A 23,716-nucleotide genomic window follows, 5' to 3' on the forward strand; every position below is an offset into this window, starting at 1 on the left:
GACGGACGACGATGTTCGAGACAGTGCTGGTGGCCAACCGGGGCGAGATCGCCGTACGCGTCATCCGTACGCTGCGGTCGATGGGCGTGCGCTCGGTGGCCGTCTTCTCCGACGCGGACGCCGACGCCCGGCACGTCCGCGAGGCGGACACGGCGGTACGGCTCGGCCCGGCCCCGGCGTCCGAGAGCTACCTGTCGGTCGAGCGCCTGCTTCAGGCCGCGGCCCGCGCGGGCACGCAAGCCGTCCACCCCGGCTACGGCTTCCTCGCCGAGAACGCCGCCTTCGCGCGCGCCTGCGCCGAGGCCGGCCTGGTCTTCATCGGCCCTCCGGCAGATGCGATCTCCCTCATGGGCGACAAGATCCGCGCCAAGGAGACGGTCCACGCCGCCGGCGTACCGGTCGTACCGGGTGGACGCGACCCCGAACTGGCCGACGCGGCCCGCGAGCTGGGCGCGCCCGTGCTGCTGAAGCCGAGCGCGGGCGGCGGCGGCAAGGGCATGCGCCTGGTGCGGGACCTGACCCGGCTGGAGGACGAGATCGCCGCGGCCCGCCGTGAGGCCCGCGCCTCCTTCGGCGACGACACGCTCCTGGTCGAGCGCTGGATCGACCAGCCCCGCCACATCGAGATCCAGATCCTGGCCGACGGCCATGGGAACGTCGTCCACCTCGGGGAGCGCGAGTGCTCCCTCCAGCGCCGCCACCAGAAGATCATCGAGGAGGCGCCGAGCGTGCTCCTCGACGAACGGACGCGGTCGGCGATGGGCGAGGCGGCGGTCCAGGCGGCCCGCTCCTGCGGCTACCGGGGCGCGGGCACGGTCGAGTTCATCGTCCCCGGCGGCGACCCGTCGTCGTACTACTTCATGGAGATGAACACCCGCCTCCAGGTGGAACACCCGGTCACGGAACTCGTCACGGGCCTGGACCTGGTCGAGTGGCAGCTGCGGGTGGCGGCCGGCGAGCCTCTGCCCTTCAACCAGGAGGACGTACGGCTGACGGGTCACGCGGTGGAGGCCCGCGTCTGCGCCGAGGACCCGGCGCGCGGCTTCCTCCCCTCCGGCGGCACGGTCCTGAAGCTCCGCGAACCCCAGGGCGACGGCATCCGCACCGACTCGGGCCTCACGGAGGGCACGGAGGTCGGCAGCCTCTACGACCCGATGCTCTCGAAGGTCATCGCGTACGCCCCCGACCGCGCGACCGCCCTGCGCAAACTCCGCTCGGCCCTGGCGGAGACGGTCACGCTGGGCGTGCAGACGAACGCCGGCTTCCTGCGCCGTCTCCTCGCCCACCCGGCGGTGGCCGCCGGTGACCTGGACACCGGCCTGGTCGAACGGGAGGTGGAGGGCCTGGTCTCCACGGACGTACCCGAGGAGGTGTACGAGGCGGCGGCGGCCGTACGCCTGGAAGCCCTGCGGCCCGAGCCGGGCGGCTGGACGGACCCCTTCTCGGTCCCCAGCGGCTGGCGGCTCGGCGGGGAGCGGAAACCGCCCGCCTTCCACCTGCGGGTGCAGGACCCGGTGGAGTACACCCCACGCGCAACCGGCACGGTGACCGAGGATCAGGTGACGGTGACGCTGGACGGCGTCCGCCACACCTTCCACCGCGCCGCCGACTGGCTCGGCCGCGACGGGGACGCCTGGCACGTACGCGACCACGACCCGGTGGCCGCGTCCCTCACCCGCGCGGCCCACGCGGGCGCCGACTCGCTGACCGCGCCCATGCCGGGCACGGTGACGGTGGTGAAGGTCGCCGTCGGCGACGAGGTGACGGCGGGCCAGAGCCTGCTGGTGGTGGAGGCGATGAAGATGGAGCACGTCATCTCCGCCCCGCACGCCGGCAAGGTCACCGAGCTGGACGTGACGCCCGGCACCACGGTCGCCATGGACCAGGTACTGGCGGTCATCGCACCGCACGGGGAGGCGGCGGAATGACAGTCCCAGGACTCCCGATGGCGGTCCCGGCCAGGGACCTCCCCGCCCGCGTCCGTATCCACGAGGTCGGAGCACGCGACGGCCTGCAGAACGAGAAGGCGACGGTCCCCACGGAGATCAAGGCGGAGTTCGTCCGCCGCCTGGCCGAAGCGGGCCTGACGACGATCGAGGCGACGAGCTTCGTCCACCCCAGGTGGGTCCCCCAGCTGGCGGACGCGGAACAACTGTTCCCGATGGTCTCCGACCTGCCCGTCGCGCTCCCGGTCCTGGTCCCGAACGAACGCGGCCTGGACCGCGCCCTGGCCCTGGGCGCCCGGCGGGTGGCGGTCTTCGCCAGCGCCACGGAGTCCTTCGCCAAGGCCAACCTCAACCGCACGGTGGACGAGGCGCTGGCGATGTTCGAGCCGGTGGTGAGCCGGGCGAAGGCCGAGTCGGTCCATGTCCGCGGCTACCTCTCCATGTGTTTCGGCGACCCGTGGGAGGGCGCGGTCCCGGTCCCCCAGGTGGTGAGGGTGTGCCGGGCGCTGCTGGACATGGGCTGCGACGAACTGAGCCTGGGCGACACGATCGGCGTGGCGACCCCGGGCCATGTGGCCGCGCTCCTCGCCGCCCTGGACGAGGCAGGTGTCCCGCCCACCGCCCTCGGCGTCCACTTCCACGACACGTACGGCCAGGCCCTCGCCAACACGCTCGCGGCCCTCCAGCAGGGCGTGACGACCGTCGACGCCTCCGCGGGCGGCCTGGGCGGCTGCCCGTACGCGAAGTCGGCGACCGGCAACCTGGCCACCGAAGACCTCGTCTGGATGCTGCGGGGCCTCGGCATCGACACCGGAATCGACCTCGGCCGCCTCGTCGCCACGAGCGCGTGGATGGCCACCCACCTGGGCCGGCCCAGCCCGTCCCGCACCGTCCGAGCCCTGTCCCACGAGGACACCGAGGAGCAGTGATCACCATGGACTACCGCCTCTCCCCCGAGTTGGAGGAACTCCGCCGCACGGTCGAGGAGTTCGCGCACGAGGTCGTGGCGCCGAAGATCGGCGACCTCTACGAGCGGCACGAGTTCCCGTACGAGATCGTCCGGGAGATGGGCCGCATGGGCCTGTTCGGGCTGCCGTTCCCCGAGGAGTACGGCGGCATGGGCGGCGACTACCTGGCCCTGGGCGTGGCCTTGGAGGAACTGGCGCGGGTCGACTCCTCGGTCGCCATCACCCTGGAAGCCGGCGTCTCGCTCGGCGCGATGCCCGTCTACCGCTACGGCACGGAGGCCCAGAAGCGGGAATGGCTCCCCCGCCTCTGCTCCGGCGAACTCCTGGGCGCGTTCGGCCTGACGGAGCCGGACGGCGGCAGCGACGCGGGCGCGACCCGCACGACGGCCCGCCTGGACACGTCGACGAACGAGTGGGTGATCAACGGCACGAAGTGCTTCATCACCAACTCGGGCACGGACATCACGGGCCTGGTGACGGTCACGGCGGTCACCGGCCGCACCGCGGACGGCAAGCCCCTGATCTCCTCGATCATCGTCCCCTCCGGCACGCCGGGTTTCACGATCGCGGCCCCTTACTCGAAGGTCGGCTGGAACGCCTCGGACACCCGCGAGTTGTCCTTCTCGGATGTCCGGGTCCCGGCGGCGAACCTGCTGGGCGAGGAGGGCCGCGGCTACGCGCAGTTCCTGCGCATCCTCGACGAGGGCCGCATCGCCATCGCGGCGCTGGCGACGGGACTGGCGCAGGGCTGCGTCGACGAATCCGTCAAGTACGCCAAGGAACGCCACGCCTTCGGCAAGCCGATCGCCGCGAACCAGGCCATCCAGTTCAAGATCGCCGACATGGAGATGAAGGCCCACACGGCACGCCTCGCCTGGCGCGACGCGGCGGCCCGCCTGGTGTCCGGCGACCCCTTCAAGAAGGAAGCGGCCCTGGCCAAGCTCTATTCCTCCACCATCGCCGTGGACAACGCCCGTGAAGCCACCCAGATCCACGGCGGCTACGGCTTCATGAACGAGTACCCGGTCGCCCGCATGTGGCGAGACTCCAAGATCCTCGAAATCGGCGAGGGCACGAGCGAGGTCCAGCGCATGCTGATCGCACGGGAGTTGGGCCTGGTGAGCTGAGGCCCCGGGCCGACGGCCGTCGCCGACGACGGCGTGGCCGCCGGCCCTCTCCAAGGGGGGGAAGTCACTCCTTGCACACATCTGCTCCGCCGCGTCACCCGCGCCCAGCTGCGCGGCACCGTGCTGCACCTGACCGGGTACGGCTACCTGCACCGGGTCGCGACCGAGGAATTAACCACCGAACTCGTGCTGGGCGAGCGGGACAACGGCACGGAGCAGGGCAACTACGGCTCGGTCTCTGGGCGTTAGACCTACCGCCGCTTCCCGCGAACGTCGCGCCCGCCAAGTGGCGGCGCCGCGGCCTGCCCTGGTACGCGAAGCCCGTGACGGACCGAGGCGAGGGCTTCGCACTCCGGGTGGCCCGCACCGACCTGGTCCGGGCGGCGGCGCGTCGCCTCACGTCGCAGGCGGACTCGCTGCCGAGAAGCTCGGCGTACGTTCTCGTGATTCGGATCACTGCCCGGGCGGGCATCCACGCCCCCTCCTCGGGCACAGGCACCAGGGCCCCTCTGGACACGATCTGAGGTTAGGCTAACCTAAGCCTGAATCCAGCCAACTGGCTGTCAGCCGTGCCCGCAGTGGCTCCGAACGTACGAAAGCAGACCCAGCGATGTCGAACGCCACAACCGCCCGCTTCTCCCGCCGCGGCATCCTCGCCGCCGGCGGCGCTCTCGGACTCGGTGCCCTCGTGACCGCGTGTGGCAGTGAGGACTCGACGGACGGCGGCTCGGACTCGAAGGCGTCCGCCAAGTCCGGCCCGTGGTCCTTCAAGGACGACCGCGGCAAGAACGTACAGCTCGACAAGGTCCCCGCGAGCATCGTCGCCTTCACCGGCGTCGCCGCCGCCCTGTACGACTACGGCGTCTCCGTCAAGGGCGTCTTCGGCCCCACCAAGACGCAGGACGGCAAGCCCGACGTCCAGGCCGGCGACATGGACATCAGCAAGGTGACCATCCTCGGCAACAGCTGGGACCAGTTCAACGTCGAGAAGTACGCCACCCTCGCCCCCGACGTGCTGATCAGCACCATGTTCGACTCCGCGGGCACCCTCTGGTACGTCCCCGAGGCCTCCAAGGACAAGATCGCCAAGCTCGCCCCGAGCGTCGGCATCTCCGTCTACGACCGTCAGCTCACCGCCCCGCTCCAGCGCATGTGGGAGCTGGCCGAGTCCCTCGGCGGCGACATGAAGGCCGCGAAGGTCACCGACGCCAAGAGGCGGTTCGAGGAGGCCTCCGCGCGGCTGCGCAAGGCCGCCAAGGCACACCCCGACATCAAGGTGATGGCCGGTTCCGCGAGCCAGGAGCTCTTCTACGTCTCCGGCACCAACCTCTCCGTCGACCTGGAGTACTTCAAGGCCCTCGGCGTGAACTTCGTCGAGCCGCCGGAGAAGGCCAAGGCCGAGGGCGGCGGCTGGTTCGAGAGCCTCAGCTGGGAGAACGTCGACAAGTACGCGGCCGACATCATCATGATGGACGACCGGTCCTCGGCGATCCAGCCGGCGAACATCACCGAGGCGACGTGGAAGAAGCTGCCCGCGGTGAAGGCGGGGCAGGTCATCTCGCGGTCGGCCGAGCCGATTCTGTCGTACGACAAGTGCGTGCCGCTGGTGGAGAACCTGGCGAAGGCCATCGAGACCGCGAAGAAGGTCAGCTAGGCGTTCAGTGTCCGGGGGCTTGCCGTGGTCTGCGGCTGCGGGTCCGTATGTGACTGGGCGTGCCCAGGCGGCGGAGCCGCAGATCGACACAGCCCCGCGCCCCCGAGTCGCTTCGCCTCACCCCCTGACCATGACTCAGGAGTTCCCATGACCACCGCCGTAGCCGCCCCGTTCCGTTTCTTCTCGCTCCAGGTCGTGCGGACGAGGCGACTCGGTCCATCCCTGGTCCGTGTCACCTTCGGCGGGCCCGATCTGCACGCCTTCCACTCCGACGGGCGTGACCAGTCGCTGTCGCTGTTCCTGCCCCACCCCGGGCAGCCCGAGCCGGTCGTTCCGCTGGAGCTCGGGGACGGGTGGTGGCAGGGCTGGCGTGAACTGCCGGACGACGTACGGGCCGTGATGCGGTCGTACACCCTGCGGGCGCTGCGCCGCGACCCGGACGAGATCGACATCGACTTCGCCCTGCACGGCATCGAGCCGGGCGCCTCCGTTCAGGCCGGCCCCGCCTCCCGCTGGGCCGCCGGGGCCGCCGCCGGAGACCGGGTCCTGCTGCTCGGCCCGGCCGTCGCCGACAACCGGGCGATCCGCTTCCGGCCGCCCGAGGACACCGACCTCGTGGTCGTCTGGGGCGACGAGACCGCCGTACCGGCCGCCTCGGCCATCGTCGAGTCGTTGCCGGCCGGCACCCGTGCCCGGGTCTGGCTGGAGGTGCCGCACGCCGGGGACATCCAGGACCTGCCGACCGAGGCGGACGCCGAGATCACCTGGCTCGTCAAAGAAGAGCGGGGCGAGGAGGACTCCTCCAGCGCCCTGGACGCCCTCCGCGACGCCCGACTGCCCCCCGCCGAGCGGCCGTACGTCTGGATCGCCGGCGAGTCCGGCTGCGTGAAGCAGCTGCGCCGGCACTTCGTGCGCGAGCGCGGCATCGACCGCCGCCGGGTCACGTTCGTCGGCTACTGGCGCCGCGGCGTGAGCGAGGAACAGTTGCGGGCAGAGGGGTAACGCCGCAGCCCACAAGCCCTGCAGCCACCCCAGCCCTCCCCCCCCCCCCCCCCCCCCCCCCCCCCCCCCCCCCCCGTACCACGTGACCGGAGTGACCACAGTCACGACAGGGCCACGGTTTTCCGTGCAAACAACTTAGGCTAGCCTTACCTAAGTTGAACCCGGTTCAGCCCGCCCCTGTCCCGCACCGGACTGTCCCCACCGGAGGACCCCCACATGCGCTCGCACCTGCTCAACGACACCACCGCGGAGCAGTACCGCCGCTCCGTGACCGACGGAGTCGAGCGGGTGGCCGCCAAAATCGCCACCACCGAACGGCCGTTCACCGGCGTCACCGTCGACGCCCTCGCTCCCGCCATCGACGCGATCGACCTCGACAAGCCGCTGCACGACACCGCCGCGGTGCTCGACGAACTGGAGGACGTCTACCTCCGGGACGCGATCTACTTCCACCACCCCCGCTACCTGGCCCACCTCAACTGCCCGGTCGTCATCCCCGCCGTGCTCGGCGAGGCCGTCCTGTCCGCCGTGAACTCCTCCCTGGACACCTGGGACCAGTCGGCCGGCGGCACCCTCATCGAGCGCAAACTGATCGACTGGACGAACGAGCGCATCGGCCTCGGCCCCGCCGCCGACGGCGTGTTCACCTCCGGCGGCACCCAGTCCAACCTCCAGGCGCTGCTGCTCGCCCGCGAGGAGGCCAAGACCGACACCCTGGCGAAACTGCGGATCTTCTCCTCCGAGGTCAGCCACTTCAGCGTGAAGAAGTCCGCGAAACTGCTCGGGCTCGGCCAGGACGCCGTGGTCTCCATACCCGTCGACCACGACAAGCGCATGCAGACCGTCGCCCTCGCCCGCGAGCTGGAGCGCTGCAAGCAGGACGGCCTCGTCCCCATGGCCGTCGTCGCCACCGCCGGCACCACCGACTTCGGCTCCATCGACCCGCTGCCCGAGATCGCCGAGCTGTGCGAGCAGTTCGGCACCTGGATGCACGTCGACGCCGCCTACGGCTGCGGCTTGCTCGCCTCCCTGAAGCACCGGGACCGGCTGAACGGCATCGAGCGCGCCGACTCCGTCACCGTGGACTACCACAAGTCCTTCTTCCAGCCGGTGAGTTCGTCCGCCGTGCTGGTCCGCGACGCGGCCACGCTCCGGCACGCCACCTACCACGCCGAGTACCTGAACCCGCGCCGCATGGTGGAGGAACGTATCCCCAACCAGGTGGACAAGTCCCTCCAGACGACCCGCCGCTTCGACGCCCTCAAGCTGTGGATGACGCTGAGGACCATGGGCGCCGACGGCATCGGGCAGCTCTTCGACGAGGTGTGCGAGCTGGCCCGGGAGGGCTGGAAGCTGCTCGCCGCCGACCCGCGCTTCGACGTCGTCGTGGAGCCGAGCCTGTCCACCCTCGTCTTCCGCTACATCCCGGCGGCCGTCACCGACCCCGCCGAGATCGACCGCGCCAACCTCTACGCCCGCAAGGCCCTGTTCGCCTCCGGCGACGCCATCGTCGCGGGCACCAAGGTCGGCGCCCGTCACTACCTGAAGTTCACTCTGCTCAACCCCGAGACGCAGGCGTCCGACATCGCCGCCGTCCTCGATCTGATCGCCGGCCACGCCGAGCAGTACCTGGGAGAGTCCCTTGACCGCGCGTCCTGAAAACCCGACCAAGACCTACGACTTCGTGGGCATCGGGCTCGGCCCCTTCAATCTCGGCCTGGCCTGCCTCACGGAGCCGATCGACGAACTCGACGGCGTCTTCCTGGAGTCGAAGCCCGACTTCGAGTGGCACGCGGGCATGTTCCTCGACGGCGCCCACCTCCAGACGCCGTTCATGTCGGACCTGGTCACCCTCGCCGACCCGACGTCCCCGTACTCCTTCCTGAACTACCTGAAGGAGAAGGGCCGGCTGTACTCGTTCTACATCCGCGAGAACTTCTACCCGCTGCGCGTGGAGTACGACGACTACTGCCGCTGGGCCGCGAACAGACTGAGCAGCATCCGCTTCGGCACGACGGTGACGGAAGTCCGGTACGAGGACGACGTCTACCTCGTGCACACCGAGGCCGGAGAGGTCTTCCGCGCCCGTCACCTCGTCCTCGGCACCGGCACCCCGCCCCACATCCCCCAGGCCTGCGAGAACCTGGGCGGCGACTTCATCCACAACTCCCGCTACCTGAGCCACAAGGCGGAGCTGCAGAAGAAGGACTCGATCACGCTCGTCGGCTCGGGCCAGTCGGCCGCCGAGATCTACTACGACCTGCTCAGCGAGATCGACGTCCACGGCTACCGGCTGAACTGGGTCACCCGCTCCCCTCGCTTCTTCCCGCTGGAGTACACCAAGCTCACGCTGGAGATGACGTCGCCGGAGTACGTCGACTACTTCCGCGAGCTGCCCGAGGCCACCCGCTACCGCCTCACGGCCGAGCAGAAGGGCCTGTTCAAGGGCATCGACGGAGACCTGATCAACGAGATCTTCGACCTGCTCTACCAGAAGAACCTCGGCGGTCCCGTGCCCACGCGGCTGCTCACCAACTCCTCGCTGACCAGCGCGACGTACGAGAACGGCACCTACACGCTCGGCTTCCGCCAGGAGGAGCAGGAGAAGGACTTCGAGCTGACCTCCGAGGGGCTGGTCCTGGCCACGGGCTACCGGTACGCGGAGCCGGAGTTCCTGGGGCCCGTGCGGGACCGCCTGGTCTACGACTCCCGGGGCAACTTCGACGTCGCCCGCAACTACGCCATCGACGTCACCGGCCGGGGCGTCTTCCTCCAGAACGCCGGCGTCCACACCCACAGCATCACCAGCCCCGACCTGGGCATGGGCCCGTACCGGAACGCGTACATCATCCGCGAGCTGCTCGGCACCGAGTACTACCCGGTCGAGAAGACGATCGCGTTCCAGGAGTTCTCCGTATGAGCACCACCGGCATCGGTACGTTCACCATCCGCCCGCTCGACCCCCTGAAGGACGCCGAGCTGCTGCACTCCTGGGTCACCCACCCCAAGGCGGCCTACTGGATGATGCAGGACGCGAAACTCCCGGACGTCGAGCGCGAGTACATGCGCATCGCGGCGCACGAGCACCACCACGCGTACATCGGCCTGCACGACGGCAGGCCCGCGTTCCTGATGGAGAAGTACGACCCGCGGTACGTCGAACTGGTCGGCCTGTACGACCCGGAGCCCGGCGACGTCGGCATGCACTTCCTGGTCGCGCCGACCGACCGGCCGATCCACGGCTTCACCCGGGCCGTCATCACCGCCGTGATGGACGAGCTGTTCGCCGACCCGCGCACCCGGCGGGTCGTCGTCGAACCCGACGTGAGCAACAAGGCCGTGCACGCGCTGAACGAGGCCGTCGGCTTCGTGCCCGTCCGTGAGATCGACAAGCCGGAGAAGCGCGCGCTGCTGAGTTTCTGCACGCGCGAACGCTTCCTCAAAAGGCACAGCCCGGCCGCCCGAGGAGTAGCCGTATGACCCTGTCCGACGCCGTAGCGCATCTGTCCCCCCACCGCTGGGCGCGGGCCAACCGCCTCCTGATCCGCAAGGCGCTCGCCGAGTTCGCGCACGAGCGGCTCATCACGCCGGAGGCCACCGGTGACGGCGCGTACGTCGTCCGCAGCGACGACGGCCTGACCCGGTACACCTTCACGGCCACGCTCCGCGCCCTCGACCACTGGCAGGTCGACGCCGACTCGATCACCCGTCACCGGGACGGCGGCGAACTCCCGCTCGCGGCCCTGGACTTCTTCATCGAGTTGCAGAAGTCCCTGGGCCTGAGCGACGACATCCTGCCCGTCTACCTGGAGGAGATCTCCTCCACCCTCTCGGGCACCTGCTACAAGCTCACCAAGCCGGAGACCACGGCCGCCGAGCTCGCGCGCGGCGACTTCCAGACCATCGAGACCTCGATGACCGAAGGCCACCCCTGCTTCGTGGCCAACAACGGCCGGCTCGGCTTCGGCATCCACGAGTACCTGTCGTACGCGCCGGAGACGGCGAGCCCGGTCCGGCTCGTCTGGCTCGCGGCCCACCGCTCGCGGGCCGCGTTCACGGCCGGTGTCGGCATCGAGTACGAGTCGTTCCTGCGCGAGGAGCTGGGCGCGGAGACCGTCGAGCGTTTCCACGGCGTCCTGCGCGACCAGGACCTGGACCCGGCCGACTACCTCCTCATCCCGGTCCACCCCTGGCAGTGGTGGAACAAGCTCACGGTCACCTTCGCCGCCGAGGTCGCCCGGGGGTACCTCGTGTGCCTGGGCGAGGGCGACGACGAGTACCTCGCCCAGCAGTCCATCCGGACGTTCTTCAACAAGTCCAGCCCCGAGAAGCACTACGTGAAGACGGCCCTGTCCGTCATCAACATGGGCTTCATGCGCGGGCTGTCGGCCGCGTACATGGAGGCCACGCCGGCCATCAACGACTGGCTGACTCAGCTGATCGAGAACGACCCGGTGCTGAGGTCCACGGGCCTGTCGATCATCCGGGAGCGGGCGGCCGTCGGCTACCGGCACCTGGAGTACGAGCAGGCGACGGACCGCTACTCGCCGTACCGCAAGATGCTCGCCGCTCTGTGGCGGGAGAGCCCGGTGCCGTCCCTGAGGGACGGCGAGTCCCTGGCCACCATGGCGTCCCTGGTCCATGTCGACCACCAGGGGGCGTCCGTCGCGGGCGCGCTGATCGAGCGGTCGGGCCTCGCCCCGAAGGAGTGGCTGCGCCACTACCTCCGCGCGTACTTCACCCCCCTCCTCCACAGCTTCTACGCCTACGACCTGGTCTTCATGCCGCACGGGGAGAACGTCATCCTCGTGCTGAAGGACGGGGTCGTGCAGCGCGCGATCTACAAGGACATCGCCGAGGAGATCGCCGTCATGGACCCGGACGCGGTACTGCCGCCGACGGTGGAGCGGCTGCGCGTGGAGGTTCCGGAGGACAAGAAACTCCTGTCGGTCTTCACGGACGTCTTCGACTGCTTCTTCCGCTTCCTCGCGGCGAACCTCGCCTCCGAGGGCATCCTGGAGGAGGACGACTTCTGGCACACGGTCGCGGAGGTCACCCGCGCCTACCAGGAGTCGATGCCGTCACTCGCCGACAAGTTCCAGCAGTACGACATGTTCGCCCCGGAGTTCGCGCTGTCCTGCCTCAACCGTCTCCAACTGCGCAACAACGAGCAGATGGTGGACCTGTCGGACCCGTCCGGTGCCCTCCAGCTGGCCGGCAGCCTGAAGAACCCGATCGCGGAGTTCTGACCCCAGGGCGGACGGGCACCCCGGAGTACGGTCCTCCGGGGTGCCCGTCGTTTCAGGGGCGCGGGCCCTGTCCATGTGCGGCTCCGCTCACCGGCGGGACCGCGCCGGTTCCTGATGGAACAATCCACCCCATGGCGGAAATCATCCAGAAGGACGGCACGTGGGCCTTCGACGGCGACGCCCTGCGGCTGACCCCCGGGCGGGACAGGAACGTCAGTGTGCTGCGCAGGGAGCTTGGTGAACTGCTCGTCCCGTTAGGGGCGTTGGCCGGGATCTCCTTCGAGCAGGGCAAGAAGACGGGGCGGCTCAGGCTTCGCCTGCGCGACGGCGCCGACCCGCTGCTGCACGCCACGGGCGGCCGGCTCACCGAGCCCCACGACCCGTACCAGCTGATCGTGGAGTCCGACCGCTACGGAGTCGCCGAGTACTTCACGGACGAGGTCCGTAACGCCCTGCTCCTCGACCAGGTCCCCGCCGACCCGGTCGACGAGTATCTGCTGCCGGGCCCCTCCGTCCCGCTGTCGGTCTCCGCCGGAGACGGCACCGCCGGCTTCGACGGCGAGCGCATACGCCTGGAGTGGAACTGGAAGACGGAGGACGCCAAGGCCGCCGCCGGTGCCCGCACGCTCGCGCTCACCGACATCACGGGCGTGGAGTGGCAGCCTGCGGCCGGCCTGGAGAACGGCTACCTCCGCTTCACCGTGCGGAACGCGCCGACCAAGGCCCCGCCCAAGTACGACCCCAACGCCGTGGAGCTGTGGGGCTTCAAGAAGGACCCGCTGATGGCGCTGGTCGCGGCGGCGGTCCAGGCCAGGCTTCCGCACCCGGCCCGGGCCGCCGCCGGTGACGTGGTGGACGCGCGACCGGAACTGCCTTCTCCTCCGGTCGCCTCCGCCGAGGACGATCACGACGCCCTGCTGCGCCGCCTGCGCGAGCTCGGTGAGCTGCACCGCACGGGCGTGCTGACGGACGACGAGTTCGCGCTGGCCAAGCAGGCGATCCTCAAGCGGATGTAGCACCCTCGGGACGCTACTTCGCCCGGCGCGCCACCGTGAAGTGGTCCACCTGGTCACCGGTCTCGGCGATGCCGCGCACCGTGAGCGTGGCCAGGCGTCCCTTCGGCGCGGGGGTGACGTCCACGCGCAGGAAGGAGTAGTCGAGGTAGCGCACCCGGGACCAGGTGACGGTCTCGTTCTGCTTGCCGCCCTTGACGTTGACGAACGAGGACACGGAGTCCACGTCGTGCTCGTTGCCCTCGTACGACAGTGGGGCGCTGAACGCGTAGAGGCTGCGGCCCGCCGCACCCGCCGTCACGTACACCACGCCGTCGGTCTCCGGGTAGGCCGTGCCGCCGATCGGGAGCTTCTTGGTGACCTTGCCGTCCTTGATGACGTCGGTGCGCTCGTACTGGTGGTTGTGGCCGTTGATGACGAGGTCCACGGTGTACTTCTCGAACAGCGGCACCCACTCCTGCCGGACCCCGCCCTCGGAGGCGTGAGAGGTGGAGGTGCAGTAGGCGCAGTGGTGGAAGAAGACGACGATGAAGTCGATGTCGTGCGCGGCCCGGTACTTCTTCAGCCGGGCCTCCAGCCACTTGGTCTGGGTGCCGCCGGAGATGCCCAGGTTGGCCGGGATCTCGAAGGAGACGTCGTTGGCGTCGAGAGAGATGACCGCCGTGTTGCCGTGGACGAAGGAGTAGACGCCCGGCAGGTTCTCCTTGTCGGGGCCGTTGTCCGGGAGGGTCCAGCGGGCCTCCTCGCCGCCGTAGCCGTTGGGCGAGTACCAGGCCTCCATGTCGTGGTTGCCGTAGGCGGGCATCCACGGCACGGACTTGGCGACCGACTCGGTCTGGGCGAGGAACTGGTCCCACACGCGCGAGTCGAAGCCGGTGTCGTCACTCCTGCCCTGGCCGGTCGGGTCGCCGTACGCGATGTCACCGGCGTGCAGGTGGAAGGCCGGGTTCTGGCCGAGCAGCAGGCTGTTGTTGGCGAGCGCGTGGTAGCTGACGCCCTCGTCACCGAAGGCCGTGAAGGTGAAGGGCGTCTTGTGCGCGGGGGCGGTGGTGAAGGTGCCGAGGGTGCCCAGCAGGTGGGGTTCGGCCGGGTCGAAGCCCTGGTGGCCGACGCCGTAGTAGTACGTCCGGCCCGGGCGCAGGTGGGTCAGCTTGGCGTGGACGTAGTACTGGGTGTGGTTGCCGCTCGCGCCGACACCGGCGGGCGTGAAGAGGGTTCGGACCTCGGCGTCGATCTTCCGGGAGAGGTCCCAGGGGTGGGCGCCGACCCGGATGAACGGCTTCTTGACGGCGACCGGGACCTGCCAGGAGACGGTCATCTCCGTGCGCGGGTCGGTGCCGTAGGCGAGGTGCCGGCCGAAGGGGGCCACATGGGCGCCGTCGACGGTCTCGACGGCGGTCCGCCCGCTCGGAACGGCGGCCTGGGCGGTGGCGCCCGGTACGAACGCGCCACCCGCGACGGCGCCGAGCGTGACGGCGCCGCCTCTGATCATCGTGCGCCGGGAGAACCGGGCGCGCAGGTACTCGTGCTGCTCGGCCATGCTCATGCGTTCGGCGAGCCGCTCGGGTATGCCCATACGAGGAATGTCCATGGCGTCCAAAAATCGACGCCTCGGGCAACGAGACCCCGGCCGCCCGGTGGACGCCGCACGAACAAGCGCTCATGACGGGTTCAACGTTCCCCCAAAGAAACCCCACGGCTACGTGCCCGAAACCGGGCAGAATTCTTGCCAAAGCGTCGCCGGTGCCCCAGGATCTACCGGGTGCACGACGAACTCGTTGATCATCTGACGCGGTCCACTCCCCTCAACCGGGGCGAGGCGCTGCGCGTGATCCAGGACGTGCTCGCCTACTTCGACGAGACGACCGAGGAGTACGTCCGTCGCCGCCACCGCGAGCTCCAGGCCCAGGGCCTGGTGAACGCGGCGATCTTCGAGCGGATCGAGGCGGATCTCAAATATCGCGCGGTGGCGCCGCCGGACCTCTCGCTCCGGCAGCTGCGGCGCATCGTCTACGGCTAGGAATACGTATTCATGTGCGGAATCGTCGGTTACATCGGGAAGCGTGACGTCGCCCCCCTCCTCCTGGAGGGCCTCCAGCGCCTGGAGTACCGCGGCTACGACTCCGCGGGCGTCGTCATCACGTCCCCGAAGGCCTCCGGCCTGAAAATGGTCAAGGCCAAGGGCCGCGTCCGCGATCTGGAGGCCAAGGTCCCGGCCCGCTTCAAGGGCACGACCGGCATCGCCCACACCCGCTGGGCCACCCACGGCGCCCCGTCCGACGTCAACGCCCACCCGCACCTGGACGCCGAGGGCAAGGTCGCGGTCGTCCACAACGGCATCATCGACAACGCCTCCGACCTGCGCCGCAAGCTGGAGGCGGACGGCGTCGAGTTCCTCTCCGAGACCGACACCGAGGTCCTCGTCCACCTCATCGCCCGCTCGCAGGCCACCAAGCTGGAGGACAAGGTCCGCGAGACCCTCCGGCTCATCGAGGGCACCTACGGCATCGCCGTGCTGCACGCCGACTTCCCCGACCGGATCGTCGTCGCCCGCAACGGCTCCCCGGTCGTCCTCGGCATCGGCGAGAAGGAGATGTTCGTCGCCTCGGACATCGCCGCGCTGGTCGCCCACACCCGCCAGATAGTCACGCTGGACGACGGCGAGATGGCCACCCTGAAGGCGGACGACTTCCGCACGTACACGACGGAGGGCACCCGCACCACCGCCGAGCCCACCACCGTGGAGTGGGAAGCGGCCTCCTACGACATGGGCGGCCACGACACCTACATGCACAAGGAGATCCACGAGCAGGCCGACGCCGTGGACCGCGTGCTGCGCGGCCGCATCGACGACCGCTTCTCCACCGTGCACCTGGGCGGCCTCAACCTCGACGCGCGCGAGGCCCGCCGGATCCGCCGCGTGAAGATCCTCGGCTGCGGCACCTCGTACCACGCGGGCATGATCGGCGCCCAGATGATCGAGGAGCTGGCCCGCATCCCCGCCGACGCCGAGCCGGCCTCGGAGTTCCGCTACCGCAACGCGGTCGTCGACCCCGACACCCTCTACATCGCCGTCTCCCAGTCCGGCGAGACCTACGACGTCCTCGCCGCCGTGCAGGAGCTGAAGCGCAAGGGCGCACGGGTCCTGGGCGTGGTGAACGTGGTCGGCTCCGCGATCGCCCGCGAGGCCGACGGCGGCATCTACGTCCACGCGGGCCCGGAGGTCTGCGTGGTCTCCACGAAGTGCTTCACGAACACCACGGTCGCCTTCGCGCTCCTCGCCCTCCACCTGGGCCGCACCCGCGACCTCTCGGTCCGCGACGGCAAGCGGATCATCGAGGGCCTGCGCAAGCTGCCCGCCCAGATCGCCGAGATCATGGAGCACGAGGAGGACGTCAAGAAGCTGGCCCTCCAGTTCGCCGAGGCCCGCTCGATGCTCTTCATCGGCCGGGTGCGGGGTTACCCGGTGGCCCGCGAGGCCTCCCTGAAGCTCAAGGAGGTCTCCTACATCCACGCCGAGGCCTACCCCGCCTCCGAGCTCAAGCACGGCCCCCTGGCCCTGATCGAGCCCGCTCTCCCCACGGTCGCGATCGTCCCCGACGACGACCTCCTGGAGAAGAACCGCGCCGCCATGGAGGAGATCAAGGCCCGCAGCGGCAAGATCCTCGCGGTGGCCCACCAGCACCAGGAGAAGGCCGACGAAACCATCGTCGTCCCCAAGAACGAGGACGAACTCGACCCCATCCTGATGGGCATCCCCCTCCAGCTCCTGGCGTACCACACGGCACTTGCCCTGGGCCGGGACATCGACAAGCCGAGGAACCTGGCCAAGTCAGTGACGGTTGAGTAGGAAGCTCTGACCACCGAAGCGAAAATTGAGGAACCCCCGCGGCGAGCAACCACGTCCGCGAGAGCGGCGCCGGTTTAGGCGCAAAAAAGAGACGGACCCCCACGTGCTGCCCAAAGCACAGGGGGTCCGTTTTCAGCACCGGGAAGCCGCCCAACTCCCCGGCCTGCGCAGCTAACCGGTAGCCGTCACTCCCCGGCCGGCAGCGCGTCGTGGAAGCGCCGTGGGCCACTGCGCGAGCGCCGCGGTGGCCGCGTACCAGGCGACAGCCCCCGCGGCCACGGCGAACCACCCGCCCACCTTGGCGAGCCCGTCGTTACCGGCGAACTCGGCGATCGCCATGAGCAACAGGGCGACGAAGAACAGCCCGTGGACCACCTGACCGAACCGCTCCCCACCCGCGAGCGTCAGAGACAGCACCACGAGGGCGAACAACAGCAGGAAGAACCCGGCCTCATGGCCGGAGGCACCCGTCGACACGGCCCACGTGAACCACAGCGCCCCGAGCACCGAGAACGCCGTCCCACCGACGGAGTCCCCGCCGCGGAAGGCCAGCAACCCGGCGACGAAAAGCGCGATGCCCCCCACATACCGGGCGATTGACACGGCGTCAGCAGCCGACACTCCGTCGATCACGGCGGTATGCCCCAGCCCGAAGGCCAACAGGGTGACTCCCAGGGCGAGTCGACCGGCCACGGTGGTGATTCCGCTTCCCGCGGAGACGTCTTTGTCCACGGCGGGCTCCCTTCGCGCATGTGCAGTTGTGCGGTGCTCCGTATATGCCCTTCACAAGGGCACAAACACCTCTACGCGCGAGTAGATTCGCGCGTTGCACAAGGGGAGCAAGGGAGTTGGCGCTCAGGGAATGACGATGACCGGCCGCTTCGCCCGCTTGGCGAGCCGTCCGGCGACGGAGCCGAAGATCCGCCCCACGAGGCCGTGGGTCGACCCGACGACGATCGCGTCGGCCTCGTACTCCCGGCCGACCTCCTCGAGTTCGTGGCAGATGTCGCCGCCGCGCTCGACGAGGATCCAGGGCACCTCGGCGAGGTAGTCCGCACAGGCCAGCTCAAGACCGAGCACCTCGGTCCGGTGGTCCGGCACGTCCACGAACACGGGCGGCTCACAGCCGGCCCACACGGTGGTCGGCAGCCGGTTGGCGACGTGGACGATGATCAGGCCCGACCTGGAGCGATGGGCCATGCCGATCGCGTACGCCAGGGCGCGCTCACTGGACGTGGAGCCGTCGAAGCCGACGACGACCCCGTGCTTGAAGGCGGGATCGCAGGAGTTGCGTGGCTCTTCCGCCGCCAGGGGCTCGGCCGCCGTGGGATCGGCGACGGGCCGCTTGCGGTCCGCGGGTTCGAAGAATTCGTGACCGGCCATGGCTGTCTCGGCGTTGTGATCCTTTATGGGTGGGACAACATGTGCGGCGGAGCTGTGTCCGGGAATGGTCTTCCCAACCCCATACCCCCAAGGGTACGGCGGCACGCCTCCTTAGCCCAGATCCCGCCCGCCGTGCGTGCGGGTTCCAGGGAGCATGCACGAGGCGACGCCCGTAACGCAATGGTTGCTGCGCTGTACAGGCGGTTTGCACGGGATTCACTTACGCGTGGAGGGCGGCCCGGTCACACAGTGACCTGCTCACCGGCCACGCGTTGAACTCCGTGAATCACGCCACAGGGAGCACGCATGCCCGGACCTCGCCCCGCCTCCGAGGCGGACCGCGCGACCCCGCCGCCGCGGGACTCCGCGACGGACGTGGTCCGCTGGGCGGCGTTCAGCTGCCTGCTCGTCCCGGTCGTGCTGCTCGGCTACGGCGCCTCCCTGGCCGGTGCCGTCGGCACGGCCCTCGGACTCGCGGCCGTCACGGGCGCCTGCCGGGTCCTGCTGCGACAGTCCGAGCGCGGCGCGGCCCGGCTGGCGGCCGAGGACCGGGCACCCCACCGGGGCCGGCACCACCGCACCGGGACGGGGTCCCACCGCGGCGGACGGCACACTGGCGGGGATACACCGGTCGCCTGACCGGTTTCCGCGCACGCGCCCGCTGCTTTTCAGCCAACTTCTCGCACCCGTGTATCACCCTCCCTGACCACCCTCCAACCCCCGTTCCACCTGCACGGAAAGGGCCTCAGGGGTGTCGCGCACCCTACGCGGATTGGCCACCGCGACAAGGCGCACTTCCCCGCACGCTCCACGAGTGCAACGCTTCGTGATCGAATGCTTCACGCCAAGTTGCCAAGTCGACAATGTGCCGAGTGCCGAACCGGCCACCGCGGCGCAACGGGACACAGTAGATTCGATCTTGACTGTCTACGGCGGGGGACTCGTGCAGGACCGAGGGGAAACGTGCAGGAGCGACACAACCGAGGAGCCGCGACCACCGAGGGGGGCTTAGCAGGATGAGCCACGACTCCACTGCCGCGCCGGAAGCCGCGGCCCGGAAGCTTTCCGGGCGACGCCGCAAGGAGATCGTCGCGGTGCTGCTGTTCAGCGGCGGCCCCATCTTCGAGAGTTCCATACCGTTGTCGGTGTTCGGGGTTGACCGCCAGGACGCCGGCGTACCGCGCTACCGACTGCTGGTGTGCGGCGGCGAGGACGGTCCGCTACGGACCACAGGGGGACTCGAACTCACCGCACCGCATGGCCTGGAAGCGATCTCGCGCGCGGGCACGGTCGTCGTACCGGCCTGGCGTTCGATCACTTCTCCGCCACCGGAGGAGGCGCTCGACGCGCTGCGTCGCGCCCACGAGGAGGGCGCCCGCATCGTCGGGCTGTGCACCGGCGCCTTCGTCCTCGCGGCGGCAGGCCTGCTGGACGGCCGCCCCGCGACGACACACTGGATGTACGCGCCGACGCTGGCGAAACGCTATCCGTCGGTGCACGTGGACCCGCGTGAGCTGTTCGTCGACGACGGCGACGTGCTGACGTCGGCGGGCACCGCGGCAGGCATCGACCTGTGCCTGCACATCGTGCGCACGGACCACGGCAACGAGGCCGCGGGGGCCCTGGCCCGGCGCCTCGTCGTGCCCCCGCGCCGAAGCGGCGGCCAGGAGCGCTATCTCGACAGGTCTTTACCGGAGGAGATCGGCGCCGACCCGCTCGCCGAGGTCGTCGCCTGGGCGCTGGAGCACCTCCACGAACAGTTCGACGTGGAGACGCTGGCGGCACGCGCGTACATGAGCCGTCGTACGTTCGACCGCCGCTTCCGCTCCCTGACCGGGAGTGCCCCGCTGCAGTGGCTGATCACGCAGCGGGTGCTCCAGGCGCAGCGCCTGCTGGAGACGTCGGACTACTCGGTGGACGAGGTGGCGGGGCGCTGCGGCTTCCGGTCGCCGGTCGCCCTGCGCGGGCACTTCCGCCGCCAGTTGGGCTCGTCGCCGGCCGCATACCGGGCGGCGTACCGCGCCCGTCGCCCCCAGGGCGAGCGGCCGCAGGACACCGAGGCCGCCCAGGGCGGACCGGGGTCCGGCATGCCGGGCCACGGCGGGCATCCCGGCCAGCAGGTCCAGCCGCCCGGCTCGCTGCACCCGGAGCACCCCGTCCCGCTCCAGTCCCGCCGTACGGCGGCGGCGAGCGCGGTCGGATCGTCCCCGGCCCTGTCCGCGTCGAGCGCGTCCGACAACGGGCGGGAGGCGTACGTGCCGAGCCGGGCGAGTCTGCCGGGGCAGCGCAGCGCGACGTGAGGTGAGCCGGTGACCGGGCCCGCGCGGAGGAGATCTCCGCGCGGGCCCGGCGCCGTATCGGAGCGAGTACGCCCTTGATCACGAGGCGGGAGCGCCTTTGGCCACGAGGTCACCGCACGGTCGGCTCAGCCCGGAGCGGCTCCCCGTAAGGTGAGACACATGAACGATCGCATGGTGTGGATCGACTGCGAGATGACCGGCCTCTCGCTGTCGGACGACGCGCTCATCGAGGTGGCCGCCCTCGTCACCGACTCCGAGCTGAACGTGCTCGGCGAGGGCGTGGACATCGTCATCCGGCCGCCGGACCGGGCGCTGGAGACGATGCCGGAGGTGGTGCGTCAGATGCACACCGCGTCCGGGCTGCTCGCCGAGCTGGCGGACGGCACGACGCTGAAGGACGCCGAGGAGCAGGTCCTGACGTACGTCAGGGAGTTCGTCAAGGAGCCGGGCAAGGCCCCGCTGTGCGGCAACTCCGTCGGCACGGACCGCGGCTTCCTGCTGCGTGACATGCCGACGCTGGAGGACTACCTGCACTACCGGATCGTCGACGTGTCGTCGATCAAGGAGCTGGCCCGCCGCTGGTATCCGCGGGCGTACTTCAACAGCCCGAAGAAGAACGGCAACCACCGCGCGCTCGCCGACATCCGCGAGTCCATCGCGGAGCTGCGCTACTACCGCGAGGCCGTCTTCGTCCCGCAGCCCGGGCCCGACTCGGACACCGCGAAGAAGATCGCCGCGAAGCACGTCCTGCCTGCTCAGTAGCCGTACCGGGGGCTCGCGGAGGGGCGCCGCGAAAGCTGGGCGCGAGCACCCCTTCGGACCCTGTACACTTTTTCTCGGCCGGTCGGGGAAAGTCACTGACCTCCAAGCCGGTCATGGTGGGTGTAGCTCAGCTGGTAGAGCACCTGGTTGTGGTCCAGGATGCCGCGGGTTCGAGTCCCGTCACTCACCCTGAGTAATCAGCCGGTGGCTTCGCGTCGAAGCCACCGGCTGATGCTTTTTGCGCGCCGGTCCGGCCCGCACCACGCTGCCGACTCCCCTCCATCCCCTCTACCAGGGCAAGTTCGGGTTCTCCGAGCTGAGGGTGACCGTGGTGTACGCCCTGTACGCCTTCGGGGTCATCGGGGTCCTGCTGCTGGTCGGCAACGCCTCGGACGCCGTGGGAAGGCGCCCGGTGCTCCTGTGCGGCCTGGGGTTCGCGGCGGCGAGCGCCGTCTGTTTCCTGTGCGCCACCGGGTTGGGCCGGCTGTACGCGGGCCGGCTGCTGTCAGGGCTCTCCGCCGGTCTTCTCACCGGAGCCGCCACGGCGTACGTGATGGAGCCGGCGTCGGACGGCGGCGCCTCCCGGGCCACCTTCGTGGCGACGGCCGCGAACATGGGCGGACTGGGCTGCGGCCCGCTGCATGAGATCGCTCTCTTCGGAGTGTTCACCTCGGTCAGCCCGGAGTTCCTCGCCGAGTCCCTGCACGTGGACGACCACGCCGTGAGCGGGCTCGTCGTCGCGCTGGCCTTCTTCGCGTCGACCGCCGGGCAACTGGCGGTCGGCCCGGTCGGTGTGCCGCGCTCCCTCCCGTCGGGCTGCGCCGGGCTCCTCGCCGGGCTGGCCCTGCTCGCGGGCGCGCTGTGGTGGGAGCTGATGTCACTGGTGGTCCTGAGCGCACTCGTCGGCGGCGTCGGGCAGGGCCTGGCGTTCCGCGGCGCACTGTCCGAGGTGGCCGGGGCATCTCCCGCGCAGCAGCGCGCGGCGGTGATCTCGATGCTGTTCGTGGTCGCCTACGCGGGCATCTCGCTCCGGGTGTTCGGCGTCGGCCTCCTGACGGACCCGCCCGGCCTGGAGGGCGTGGGCTTGGTCGCCGCGAACCGGTGCGGCTGGGGGACGATCACCGGATGCCGTACCGCCCGGTGGAAGGCCCGGGCGCGGTTCAGCGCAGGGAGTGCGGCGTCACGACGACGACCGGGGCACCAGTTCCGTGGCCAGGACCACCTGCCGTCGGTCCAGCCCCCGGGACGCCAGGGGGCGGCGGTCGGCGACCTCCGAGAGCAGGAGGTCGATCATCCGGCGGCCCATCTCCTCTATGGGCTGGCGGACGCTGGTGAGGGGCGGGTCCAGGTGGCGGGCGATGGCGGAGTCGTCGTAGCCGACGAGCGCCACGTCGTCGGGGATGCGGCGCCCCGCCTCGCGCAGCGCCTGGCGGGCACCGGCCGCGGTGACGTCGGAGGCGGCGAAGACCGCGTCCAGGTCGGGGCGGCGCTCCAGCAGTGCCGCCATGGCACGGCTGCCGCCCTCCTCCGAGAAGTCGCCCGCCTCGATCAGCGCCTCGTCCACCTCGTGGCCCGCGTCGCTCAAGGCGTCGCGGTAGCCGTCGATACGACGCTGGGCGCCGTAGACGTCGAGGCGGCCGGTGATGTGGGCGACCCGGCGGCGGCCGCGGGACAGCAGGTGCTCGACGGCCTGGCGGGCGCCTCCGTAGTTGTCGGAGTCGACCGACGGCAGGGTCTCCGCCGCCGACCGCGGGCCGCTGATCACCGCCGGGATGTCCAGCTGGGCCAGCAGGTCGGGCAGCGGATCGTCCGCGTGGACCGAGACCAGCAGGACGCCGTCCACCCGGTGGGCGGCCAGGTACTGGGCGAGGCGGCGGCGTTCGCGGTCGCTGCCCGCGAAGATCAGCAGCAGCTGCATCTCCGTCTCGGACAGCGCCGCCCCGACGCCCTTCAGCATGTCGGAGAAGTACGGCTCCGCGAAGAACCTGGTCTCCGGCTCGGGCACGACCAGGGCGATCGCGTCCGTACGGTTGGCGGCCAGGGCGCGGGCTGCGGTGTTCGGGACGTAGCCGAGCTCGGCGACCGCCGCCTCGACGGCCGCGCGGGTGGCGTCACTGACCCGGGGCGAGCCATTGATCACCCGGGACACCGTGCCGCGGCCGACACCGGCGCGCGCCGCCACCTCTTCGAGGGTGGGCCGGCCACCGCTTCGGCCCCGCGCTCCGTGGCTTGCCATGGGCTCCGCCTTCCCGTCCACATCCGCACTCTGCGGCTGGCCTGGAATTTAACAGGCCCGTCAGCTGTAGTGACCGCTGCCGAGGCCCGCCGCCCCCGGCCTTCCGCTTCGGCCGGCGAGCCGGTCCGACTGGCTTGATACCGCCGCCCGGGGCCACAGCGGGCCCCCGCCCGGGGCCAGTTAACGTCCCGATAACTGAACGCACCTCTCGCTGTCCGGTCCCTTG

20 protein-coding genes, 1 tRNA gene and 1 pseudogene are annotated in these 23,716 nt (G+C 70.3%); 18 read left to right on the forward strand and 4 right to left on the reverse strand.

The window, feature by feature from the left end; translation table 11 throughout:
• Positions 1 to 11: 11 nt before the first annotated feature.
• The 11 genes from HDA41_RS14300 to HDA41_RS14345 all read left to right on the forward strand — a co-directional run bounded on the left by HDA41_RS14300 (position 12) and on the right by HDA41_RS14345 (position 12,962).
• A complete protein-coding gene (locus HDA41_RS14300) occupies positions 12 to 1,928 on the forward strand; it encodes an ATP-binding protein (protein WP_184984036.1) in 1,917 nt (638 codons plus the stop codon).
• Positions 1,925 to 2,875: a hydroxymethylglutaryl-CoA lyase gene (locus HDA41_RS14305; protein ID WP_184984038.1), complete on the forward strand. Its 951-nt coding sequence runs from the start codon at positions 1,925 to 1,927 to the stop codon at positions 2,873 to 2,875. Before HDA41_RS14300 ends, HDA41_RS14305 begins: the two co-directional genes overlap by 4 nt.
• Before the next feature lie 5 nt (positions 2,876 to 2,880).
• Positions 2,881 to 4,041, forward strand: coding sequence for an acyl-CoA dehydrogenase family protein (locus HDA41_RS14310; protein ID WP_184984039.1), 1,161 nt, complete (start codon positions 2,881 to 2,883; stop codon positions 4,039 to 4,041).
• Positions 4,042 to 4,161: 120 nt separating this feature from the next.
• The gene (locus HDA41_RS41225) at positions 4,162 to 4,290 is read left to right on the forward strand and encodes a hypothetical protein (protein WP_260423332.1); all 129 of its coding nucleotides are present in this window, start codon (positions 4,162 to 4,164) and stop codon (positions 4,288 to 4,290) included.
• A gap of 361 nt (positions 4,291 to 4,651) precedes the next feature.
• Entirely contained in the window at positions 4,652 to 5,695 is a 1,044-nt protein-coding gene (locus tag HDA41_RS14315; RefSeq protein WP_184984040.1) for an ABC transporter substrate-binding protein, read from the forward strand.
• A gap of 147 nt (positions 5,696 to 5,842) precedes the next feature.
• On the forward strand, positions 5,843 to 6,697 hold the full coding sequence (locus HDA41_RS14320) for a siderophore-interacting protein (RefSeq protein WP_184984041.1): 855 nt from the start codon (positions 5,843 to 5,845) through the stop codon (positions 6,695 to 6,697).
• Between the two features lie 216 nt (positions 6,698 to 6,913).
• The gene (desA, locus tag HDA41_RS14325) at positions 6,914 to 8,356 is read left to right on the forward strand and encodes a lysine decarboxylase DesA (RefSeq protein WP_184984042.1); all 1,443 of its coding nucleotides are present in this window, start codon (positions 6,914 to 6,916) and stop codon (positions 8,354 to 8,356) included.
• Entirely contained in the window at positions 8,340 to 9,617 is a 1,278-nt protein-coding gene (locus HDA41_RS14330; protein WP_184984043.1) for a lysine N(6)-hydroxylase/L-ornithine N(5)-oxygenase family protein, read from the forward strand. The genes desA and HDA41_RS14330 overlap by 17 nt, the downstream gene beginning before the upstream one ends.
• Positions 9,614 to 10,177, forward strand: a complete 564-nt coding sequence (locus HDA41_RS14335) for a GNAT family N-acetyltransferase (RefSeq protein ID WP_184984045.1) — start codon at positions 9,614 to 9,616, stop codon at positions 10,175 to 10,177. The genes HDA41_RS14330 and HDA41_RS14335 overlap by 4 nt, the downstream gene beginning before the upstream one ends.
• Entirely contained in the window at positions 10,174 to 11,946 is a 1,773-nt protein-coding gene (locus tag HDA41_RS14340) for an IucA/IucC family protein (RefSeq protein WP_184984047.1), read from the forward strand. The genes HDA41_RS14335 and HDA41_RS14340 overlap by 4 nt, the downstream gene beginning before the upstream one ends.
• A 131-nt stretch (positions 11,947 to 12,077) precedes the next feature.
• Positions 12,078 to 12,962: a DUF4429 domain-containing protein gene (locus HDA41_RS14345; protein WP_184984049.1), complete on the forward strand. Its 885-nt coding sequence runs from the start codon at positions 12,078 to 12,080 to the stop codon at positions 12,960 to 12,962.
• Between the two features lie 13 nt (positions 12,963 to 12,975).
• Here HDA41_RS14345 and HDA41_RS14350 read toward each other — a convergent pair whose 3' ends face one another.
• On the reverse strand, positions 12,976 to 14,535 hold the full coding sequence (locus tag HDA41_RS14350; protein ID WP_184993388.1) for a purple acid phosphatase family protein: 1,560 nt from the start codon (positions 14,533 to 14,535) through the stop codon (positions 12,976 to 12,978).
• A gap of 186 nt (positions 14,536 to 14,721) precedes the next feature.
• On the opposite strand from HDA41_RS14350, the gene HDA41_RS14355 reads away from it, so the two are divergent.
• Positions 14,722 to 14,979 carry a hypothetical protein gene (locus HDA41_RS14355; protein WP_184984051.1) on the forward strand — a complete coding sequence of 86 codons (258 nt, stop codon included), beginning with the start codon at positions 14,722 to 14,724 and terminating at the stop codon, positions 14,977 to 14,979.
• A gap of 12 nt (positions 14,980 to 14,991) precedes the next feature.
• Positions 14,992 to 16,809 (forward strand): glutamine--fructose-6-phosphate transaminase (isomerizing), encoded by a 1,818-nt coding sequence (gene glmS / locus HDA41_RS14360; protein ID WP_184984053.1) that lies wholly within the window; start codon positions 14,992 to 14,994, stop codon positions 16,807 to 16,809.
• Between the two features lie 171 nt (positions 16,810 to 16,980).
• Here the strand turns inward: glmS and HDA41_RS14365 are convergent, their stop codons facing one another.
• Together HDA41_RS14365 and HDA41_RS14370 are read right to left on the reverse strand one after the other, a co-directional pair.
• Positions 16,981 to 17,541 carry a GPR1/FUN34/YaaH family transporter gene (locus HDA41_RS14365; protein ID WP_184984055.1) on the reverse strand — a complete coding sequence of 187 codons (561 nt, stop codon included), beginning with the start codon at positions 17,539 to 17,541 and terminating at the stop codon, positions 16,981 to 16,983.
• Positions 17,542 to 17,664: 123 nt separating this feature from the next.
• Positions 17,665 to 18,192 carry a universal stress protein gene (locus tag HDA41_RS14370; RefSeq protein ID WP_184984057.1) on the reverse strand — a complete coding sequence of 176 codons (528 nt, stop codon included), beginning with the start codon at positions 18,190 to 18,192 and terminating at the stop codon, positions 17,665 to 17,667.
• A gap of 306 nt (positions 18,193 to 18,498) precedes the next feature.
• Between HDA41_RS14370 and HDA41_RS14375 the strand changes: the two genes are divergently transcribed.
• The 5 genes and pseudogenes from HDA41_RS14375 to HDA41_RS14395 form a co-directional block, all read left to right on the forward strand.
• Positions 18,499 to 18,831, forward strand: a complete 333-nt coding sequence (locus HDA41_RS14375; RefSeq protein WP_184984059.1) for a hypothetical protein — start codon at positions 18,499 to 18,501, stop codon at positions 18,829 to 18,831.
• Positions 18,832 to 19,208: 377 nt separating this feature from the next.
• Positions 19,209 to 20,492 (forward strand): helix-turn-helix domain-containing protein, encoded by a 1,284-nt coding sequence (locus HDA41_RS14380; protein WP_184984061.1) that lies wholly within the window; start codon positions 19,209 to 19,211, stop codon positions 20,490 to 20,492.
• 159 nt (positions 20,493 to 20,651) lie between these two features.
• The gene (gene orn, locus HDA41_RS14385) at positions 20,652 to 21,254 is read left to right on the forward strand and encodes an oligoribonuclease (RefSeq protein ID WP_184984063.1); all 603 of its coding nucleotides are present in this window, start codon (positions 20,652 to 20,654) and stop codon (positions 21,252 to 21,254) included.
• Positions 21,255 to 21,370: 116 nt separating this feature from the next.
• A tRNA-His gene (locus HDA41_RS14390) sits at positions 21,371 to 21,443 on the forward strand.
• Between the two features lie 49 nt (positions 21,444 to 21,492).
• A pseudogene (locus tag HDA41_RS14395) lies at positions 21,493 to 22,344 on the forward strand (MFS transporter); the annotation flags it as partial.
• 90 nt (positions 22,345 to 22,434) lie between these two features.
• Here HDA41_RS14395 and HDA41_RS14400 read toward each other — a convergent pair.
• Complete coding sequence (locus HDA41_RS14400) at positions 22,435 to 23,490, reverse strand: LacI family DNA-binding transcriptional regulator (RefSeq protein ID WP_184984065.1); 1,056 nt, start codon at positions 23,488 to 23,490, stop codon at positions 22,435 to 22,437.
• Between the last annotated feature and the right edge of the window lie 226 nt (positions 23,491 to 23,716).

Source organism: Streptomyces caelestis (genome assembly GCF_014205255.1).
GTDB lineage: Bacteria > Actinomycetota > Actinomycetes > Streptomycetales > Streptomycetaceae > Streptomyces > Streptomyces caelestis.

Coding starts and splice junctions, on each gene's coding strand:
- HDA41_RS14300 (WP_184984036.1), top strand. CDS start 12: ATGTTCGAGACAGTGCTGGTGGCCAACCGGGGCGAGATCGCCGTACGC.
- HDA41_RS14305 (WP_184984038.1), top strand. CDS start 1,925: ATGACAGTCCCAGGACTCCCGATGGCGGTCCCGGCCAGGGACCTCCCC.
- HDA41_RS14310 (WP_184984039.1), top strand. CDS start 2,881: ATGGACTACCGCCTCTCCCCCGAGTTGGAGGAACTCCGCCGCACGGTC.
- HDA41_RS14315 (WP_184984040.1), top strand. CDS start 4,652: ATGTCGAACGCCACAACCGCCCGCTTCTCCCGCCGCGGCATCCTCGCC.
- HDA41_RS14320 (WP_184984041.1), top strand. CDS start 5,843: ATGACCACCGCCGTAGCCGCCCCGTTCCGTTTCTTCTCGCTCCAGGTC.
- desA (WP_184984042.1), top strand. CDS start 6,914: ATGCGCTCGCACCTGCTCAACGACACCACCGCGGAGCAGTACCGCCGC.
- HDA41_RS14335 (WP_184984045.1), top strand. CDS start 9,614: ATGAGCACCACCGGCATCGGTACGTTCACCATCCGCCCGCTCGACCCC.
- HDA41_RS14340 (WP_184984047.1), top strand. CDS start 10,174: ATGACCCTGTCCGACGCCGTAGCGCATCTGTCCCCCCACCGCTGGGCG.
- HDA41_RS14345 (WP_184984049.1), top strand. CDS start 12,078: ATGGCGGAAATCATCCAGAAGGACGGCACGTGGGCCTTCGACGGCGAC.
- HDA41_RS14350 (WP_184993388.1), bottom strand. CDS start 14,535: ATGGGCATACCCGAGCGGCTCGCCGAACGCATGAGCATGGCCGAGCAG.
- glmS (WP_184984053.1), top strand. CDS start 14,992: ATGTGCGGAATCGTCGGTTACATCGGGAAGCGTGACGTCGCCCCCCTC.
- HDA41_RS14370 (WP_184984057.1), bottom strand. CDS start 18,192: ATGGCCGGTCACGAATTCTTCGAACCCGCGGACCGCAAGCGGCCCGTC.
- HDA41_RS14375 (WP_184984059.1), top strand. CDS start 18,499: ATGCCCGGACCTCGCCCCGCCTCCGAGGCGGACCGCGCGACCCCGCCG.
- HDA41_RS14380 (WP_184984061.1), top strand. CDS start 19,209: ATGAGCCACGACTCCACTGCCGCGCCGGAAGCCGCGGCCCGGAAGCTT.
- orn (WP_184984063.1), top strand. CDS start 20,652: ATGAACGATCGCATGGTGTGGATCGACTGCGAGATGACCGGCCTCTCG.
- HDA41_RS14400 (WP_184984065.1), bottom strand. CDS start 23,490: ATGGCAAGCCACGGAGCGCGGGGCCGAAGCGGTGGCCGGCCCACCCTC.